Source organism: Microcoleus sp. Z1_B2 (assembly GCF_036700325.1).
Lineage (GTDB): Bacteria > Cyanobacteriota > Cyanobacteriia > Cyanobacteriales > Microcoleaceae > Microcoleus.
The window spans coordinates 1-6289 of sequence record NZ_JAUBOQ010000095.1 but is presented as its reverse complement, the minus strand read 5'-3'; the positions used below and the strand labels follow the sequence as shown (position 1 = coordinate 6289).

Sequence of the window (6289 nt, the reverse complement as noted above, 5' to 3'; positions counted from 1 at the left end):
GACAGTTATCACTTATCAAGATGGCCAAAAAAGCGAAAATGGCAGTTCGAGTTACGAGAAATGGTCGAGCGAAAGCAGTTACGATAGTAACGGCGCAGCTAGTTCGGTGTCCCAGTATTCTAGCTGGAGTTCAAGTTACAGCAAGTATTATTTTAAGGGAGGTTACAGTTGGACGGAAACCCTCAGCGGTTACGACTCAGAATCGGTGACGAAAGAGGGTGTCTCGACGAGTAATGGCAGCAGTTGGAGTTGGACTCGCAGCGGGACAGTTTGGGATGATGGGGGGAATAGTTGGAGTGAAAGTTGGTCGAAGTCTAGTTGGAAGGATGGCGAGTATTTGCCGGGTGAATATGAGGTGACGGGGGGGTCATTTGACCCGGAAGGGACTGGGACCGAGATGAATAATTTGCCTGAATTTGGGGAGGCGCCGCGGTTGAATAAGGCGCCGAAACAAGATGTGCCGGTGGATTTTCAGAAGTTGCCGAAGCCGAGTGATGATATTTGGGAGTTGCCGACTGCGATTTTTAAAGATTCTGCATCTAAAAATACTTCAGGAGGCAAGACTTTTTGGTTGCCAACTGAGATTTACAAAGAGCTTCTGTCTCAGAAGGTAATTAATGGAGATGGCTATCTTAGTGTAAATAACCCTACCACGCTTAGCAGGTTTGAAGCTCAACATAGACTAGCACTACTCATACTGCGGGTATTTTATGGTGAGGATGCTGATAAATTGATTCAGCCTGGTGTACTACAGGTGACTGACACTAAAGGGATTCTGGATGCAATGGATAGAGCAAATAATTGGCCATCAGGAAAAGCTAAACAGGAATACGGCAATTTGTATGGTCTCGTAACTAATGGAAGGCTATTCATTAATTCTGATTTAAATACAGACGATATGACGCTACTAAAAACAATGGTTCATGAAATGTTGCACATCAATCAAAATCGAAATTTAACTACTACATTGGGCCCAAATCTTATGGAAGGTCTTACTCAACGTCTTGCTATGCAAGCATTCCGGGCTTCGGGACGCCCTTGGGATGATGCAGGAGGGTATAAAGATCAAGTAAGAGTAGTTGTTAGTCTAGAGCGGTTGCTTGGCTCGCGGACACTAAAGGAGGTCTACTTCAACAATCCCAGCTTGCTTGCTACAGAATTTGATAGAGCTGCTGGGTTTAAGTTATTTGATACTTTTCTACAACTTATAGAGCAACGGAAATTTGATGAAGCAATTCGTTTAATACCGTTTTAATTGAGCATTTTTTACTCGATATTACCTGAAGTAGTGCCAGCTAATATTTGACAACAAAGGAGCCGATCGGAATATGTCATCGTTATACAAAGCTAAAAAAACCTATCACACAGAACCCCCTTTTAAAACATTTTTAAGAAAGGAGAGTCCTAGTCTTTTACAAGCAGCTAGATATCATATTTGGAAGTTAGCTATAATACTGGTGATGGTATCAATTTGTGGGTGCCAATCAACTCAATCAAATGAATGGGAGACGAAGCAAATAAAAGCTAATGAATTGGAGATGAGACCAATAGAAGCTATCCCAGAGGTTGCACCTCCTCAGAATCCATGCCCTATTCCTCAACTCCCAGTCGATAACCAAGCTCTGACTAAATTACATACAACTTCTCAAGTAGAGCTGGAAATACGAGATATCCAAAAAAAGTCTTTTGACTTAGCAGTAGAAACAGCTCAGAGTACGGGCAGAAGAAAGGAGCGACTTGCGAGGGCGAGTATAATGTATCAACGCCTGACAGAGCTTCATCCTCTAATTTCGTGTGAAGCGAGCAAGCAGACATTAGCAATTATTTGGTCAGATGCTCGCCTAGATATTGCATATGTCCTCTCAGATGGAAAAGAGCTGGCTCGTCCTGGTTTGTATGTTTACGTACAAGCACTCAGACGAAAAAATACCGAAAATAAAGAGACCCCGTAAGAACTCAAGTGGATATCTTTTTTCCTGAAACCTTATCTAAATTACCGAGAATTAGTCAGCGATCCCACTTTTTAAATTACGGGCGATCGTACTTTTTGAGATTGTGGGCGATAGCACACAGGAGCAAATTTTCTTTGAGGCTATCGAATTAATTAAATATGCGGATTTCATTTGACCTTGATGACACTCTAATTTGCGCTCGGAAAGAAGCCCCGTGGGAACCCAATCGGGTACCATTTTTCCTCAAACCTTGGATTAACGAACCATTGCGACTGGGAACACGCGCATTGATGCAGGAATTGAAAACGTGGGGACACGAAATATGGATTTATACAACTTCCTACCGTTCCCCTTGCTCTGTACGCCTGTGGTTGCGTTGCTACGGCATTCAAGTAGCAGGGGTCATCAATCAAAATATCCATAGAGCTCATCTGCATCGCTATCCAGGCGATTCCTTGCCCAGCAAAAATCCGCGAGCGTTTGGTATTGACTTGCATGTGGATGATTCTGAAGGGGTAAAATTAGAGGGTAAAAAGTATGGTTTTAAGGTGGTTGTGATTTCCCCAGAAGATTGCAATTGGACTCTGACAGTTCTGGAAGCAGTTGCACGTCGGTAAAAAATCGGAACGAAAGCGATCGCAACTCCTAAATTAATCTTTACGTAGCAATAATGCGATTAATTTACCGTATTTGCCAGGGGAGCATCCCACTTTTTAACTAAGCAGAAACACCTAGCCTGATGTCATTATTTAAATACGCACATCTCAGTCTTAAAATTTGAGGCACATTTTTTTCGTTCCACTGTGCACCTACAATCTTAATTCTTGCTCCAATCTGTTTAATTAAAGACTCTACAGCTCCCGAACCAATGTCAATACCCTCCTGTTGATAATTCTGGTAATCTGGGATTCTTGACTGATGTTTTCGCAGATATTTCTGGAACTTTTCACTCGCTTTACTCGTAACCCCTACAAATTCGGCTATAGCTTCTACTGTTGACCCTTCCCACAGTTTGTTCTGCGCTCTCCTCAGTCGTTTGAGAGAACCTCCTACTTTATGTAAATTTTCTATCAAATGATACCAATCTAGTACCTCTCTTCTTTGTTCTCTAGTCCCAATTTGACTAAATAGATTCCACACTCCATCATGACCATCTCCCAAACAAGTTATTGCTTCACTCTTGATTTGGCTATTTACCCACCCCACTAAATCTGCATTATTTTGAAAAAAGGCTGCTGCTACAAAGGCCATGTATCTTAACTGCCTTATAATTCTTCCAGACACTTTCTTCTCCTTCCTGAGTTCTTAGTCTGACGTTTCCTCCGTCTATACTCAATGCTTTTACTTTCCCGGTAGTTTCAGGCGGCAGCAATTTGTAACGCTCTAATAGCCGATGTTGTGTACTGTGGGGTACATAAATTCCTGTCAACATTTTGAGGTCTCTCTCGGCATTGGCAAAAGATTCATTTCCTACTAATAATAAACAACATTTTTCCAAGTTAGGACTCAGACGACTTCCCTTCTTCACTCCCAACCTTTGCGCTTGTTTACTCGATAGAGTTATTTCTCCTACACAACTTTTTATGGTTCTTTTTCTACCCGAACCTTGTCCACCCGCCGAGTTAAAAAAAAACCGCTAATTTCTGGTGCTACTGTTTCAATTAAATGTTCCCTCACACTCAGTTCTACAGATTCAAAGTCTTGTAGTTTTTCTACTGGGGTGTTTTTATAAAATATAGCTGCTATTTCTTGGAGATTTATTTTGATTTTCTGCTGTTCTTCTGGGGTCATATCTACTCGGTTTATCGCATTGTCTCTGATTTATATTCTCTCATCAATCTGCTGTAAATTCTATCGGTATTTATACTTAGTGCAAAACTGGGATGCTCCCTTTGCCAGCGCGATCGATGTGGAGTGAGAGTTACAGCAAATCTTATTTTAAGGGAGGTTACAGTTGGACAGAAACCCTGAACGGTTACGACTATTAATCGGTGACTAAAAGAGATGTCTATACGAGTAGTGGCAGCAGTTGGAGTTGGACTCGCAGCGGGACAGTTTGGGATGATGGGGGGAATAGTTGGAGTGAAAGTTGGTCGAAGTCTAGTTGGAAGGATGGCGAGTATTTGCCGGGTGAATATGAGGTGACGGGGGGGTCATTTGACCCGGAAGTCACTGGGACCGAGATGAATAATTTGCCGGAATTTGGGGAGGCGCCGCGGTTGAATCAGCCGCCGAAACAAGAAGTGCCGGTGGATTTTCAGAAGCCTCCGAAGCCTAGTGATGATATTTGGCAGTTGCCGACTGTGATTTTTAAGGAGCCTCAATTTAAAGAGGTCTTTGGTAGTAGTGGTTCTGATTCCCCTTCAGGTGAGAGTGGGAATGATGATTTAGCTAATAATCCGTCTGGTGGTTCTGGTGCTCCTGGTGGAAAATTACCTGAAAACAAACGTTCTGCACTGGCAGAAGTTATCAAACAATTGTTGAATTTTTTTAGACCTCTTGGGCTGTTTGTTGCTGGCGCAGTATATCAGTATCTACGTAATATCGGAGATTCAACTAAATGGTTATTCCAGGTCTTCAACCCTTACTGGGATGGACAGGAACAAGATGTGGAACGAGGGCTTAAAGGGCTTCCCGACTACAATTATTTTTGGTGGGGACAACGGTTAGGAGATGGGGCGGCAATTGTCACAGGAATTTTAGAAATCATAGCAGGTGGTGGTGCTGCTGCTGGAGGTGGAGCTTTATGCGTAGCAGGATTACCTTGCATCGGAGGTGCTCCAGCTATAGTAGGAGGTGTAGCTTTGGGACTACACGGAACAACTACGTTGGCGGCTGGTGTAAGAAATATAGTTGAGGAACTTGGAATTGTTTTTCAGAGCGCTACAGGCAATGGGGGGGGCAGTAGTGCATTGAATTGGGATAATTGGAAGAGTAAGCCCACATTCGGACATACATTTGAGAGGCACGGTCAAGCCTCAAAAAATACAGATAATCTTAGGGGAAGAGCTGCCGGCAAGAAACAAGCTCAAGGACAATGGTTAGATAATCAAAAAGCTGCTGAGTTTCTCCGAGATTTAAGACCAAATATAGGTGACGATCCAGAAATAGTTGATATTCCTGAAGGTCTTGGACAACTAATATTACCAGACGGTACAATAATACCTGCAACTCGTGCAACTGTTGTGCCTATACCAGGTGGAGGATATAAAACTGCTTTTCCAATTATGAACCCTTAGGAGGAATATTATGTTTCTGATGTGCTTGGAAATAAACAGATTAGGATGGCGACAAGAGCAAGTTCTTGAAAACCCGTGGGTAAGTGACGATGAATTCAATGGTGATTACGACTTAAAGCTTGAGGAAATAGAGGATGTGAAAGAAATCTTTCCTGTGATTTGTGAAGAATTAGAAAAGTCTAATTTAGTAAGATTTCGAGTAGAAGGTTTTGGAGAATTACCGTGGCCCGTTGATGTTTCAATAGATTTAATGACAGTAGTGGAGCAACTTTCTGATTTGTTAAAATTTGTAGAAGATTCTAACTCCAGTTCTTTCTGTTTGGATTTTTATGAACAAGGAATTGAAAGACGGCTAATTTTTAGTCATGTAGAAAAACTGGTGAAGATAAATTGTCGGCCTCTTGTTATGGAAAGCAGTAACATTGCTAACAACTCAAAAGATTCGTGGGGACAATATATAGAAGAGGAACCCCTGACAGGGCACAATCTAAAAAGTATGATTTGCAACCTAATTACAACATTTGTTTCAATCGCCCATGATATCTGCCCAACATTAACCAGTCATAAATGCTTTCAAGAATGGTGTCATGACAAATACATAGCGAATTGCTGTGTGCGATAGATTTTGATAACTGGGTTTTAATCCTTAGATCATCCCTCCTGATTCCTATATAAATAGAATCGACTTTATGAGCGCTCGAACTTTTGTATACGCCTTCTGCGGGCGTTCGACTTGGCGGGCGCTCGAACTTTTGTACGCTGACGATCGGGCGATCGACTTTACGGGCGATCGAACTTTTTCACATTGGACTTTACGGGCGTTCGACTTGGCGGGCGCTCGAACTTTTGTACACGGGATTTTACGGGCGATCAACTTTGGGGGCGCTCGAACTGTGCGCTCGAACTTTTTACGGGCGATCGATTCTGTAGGTGCTCGAACTTTTGTACACAAAACTTTACGGGCGCTCGATTCTTTCGGCGCCGGACTTTACGGGCGATCGATTCAGCAATCAATTCCACCTGGGGCAACACTACAACAGACGGCAAAACAGTCGGCAGCAACAGCCGCGATACTTATTCAGAAGCCAATAGTAATTA

General features: G+C 42.6%; 6 protein-coding genes and 1 pseudogene. 6 read left to right on the top strand and 1 reads right to left on the bottom strand.

The annotated features are described in order from the left end of the window. From QT984_RS29370 to QT984_RS29360, 3 genes are all read left to right on the top strand, one after another. On the top strand, positions 1-1255 hold a 1255-nt coding region (locus QT984_RS29370; protein ID WP_333375549.1), incomplete at its 5' end, for a hypothetical protein. Positions 1256-1328: 73 nt separating this feature from the next. Next, a complete protein-coding gene (locus QT984_RS29365; RefSeq protein WP_333375546.1) occupies positions 1329-1952 on the top strand; it encodes a hypothetical protein in 624 nt (207 codons plus the stop codon). A gap of 158 nt (positions 1953-2110) precedes the next feature. Then, positions 2111-2569 carry a hypothetical protein gene (locus tag QT984_RS29360; RefSeq protein WP_333058582.1) on the top strand — a complete coding sequence of 153 codons (459 nt, stop codon included), beginning with the start codon at positions 2111-2113 and terminating at the stop codon, positions 2567-2569. Positions 2570-2669: 100 nt separating this feature from the next. Here QT984_RS29360 and QT984_RS29355 read toward each other — a convergent pair. Continuing rightward, a pseudogene (locus QT984_RS29355) lies at positions 2670-3743 on the bottom strand (ISKra4 family transposase). Positions 3744-3943: 200 nt separating this feature from the next. Between QT984_RS29355 and QT984_RS29350 the strand changes: the two are divergent. The 3 genes from QT984_RS29350 to QT984_RS29340 all read left to right on the top strand — a co-directional run. Beyond that, positions 3944-5191, top strand: a complete 1248-nt coding sequence (locus QT984_RS29350) for a hypothetical protein (RefSeq protein WP_333058584.1) — start codon at positions 3944-3946, stop codon at positions 5189-5191. Positions 5192-5201: 10 nt separating this feature from the next. Further along, positions 5202-5813: a hypothetical protein gene (locus QT984_RS29345; RefSeq protein WP_333058585.1), complete on the top strand. Its 612-nt coding sequence runs from the start codon at positions 5202-5204 to the stop codon at positions 5811-5813. A gap of 67 nt (positions 5814-5880) precedes the next feature. Next, on the top strand, positions 5881-6289 hold a 409-nt coding region (locus tag QT984_RS29340; protein ID WP_333058586.1), incomplete at its 3' end, for a hypothetical protein.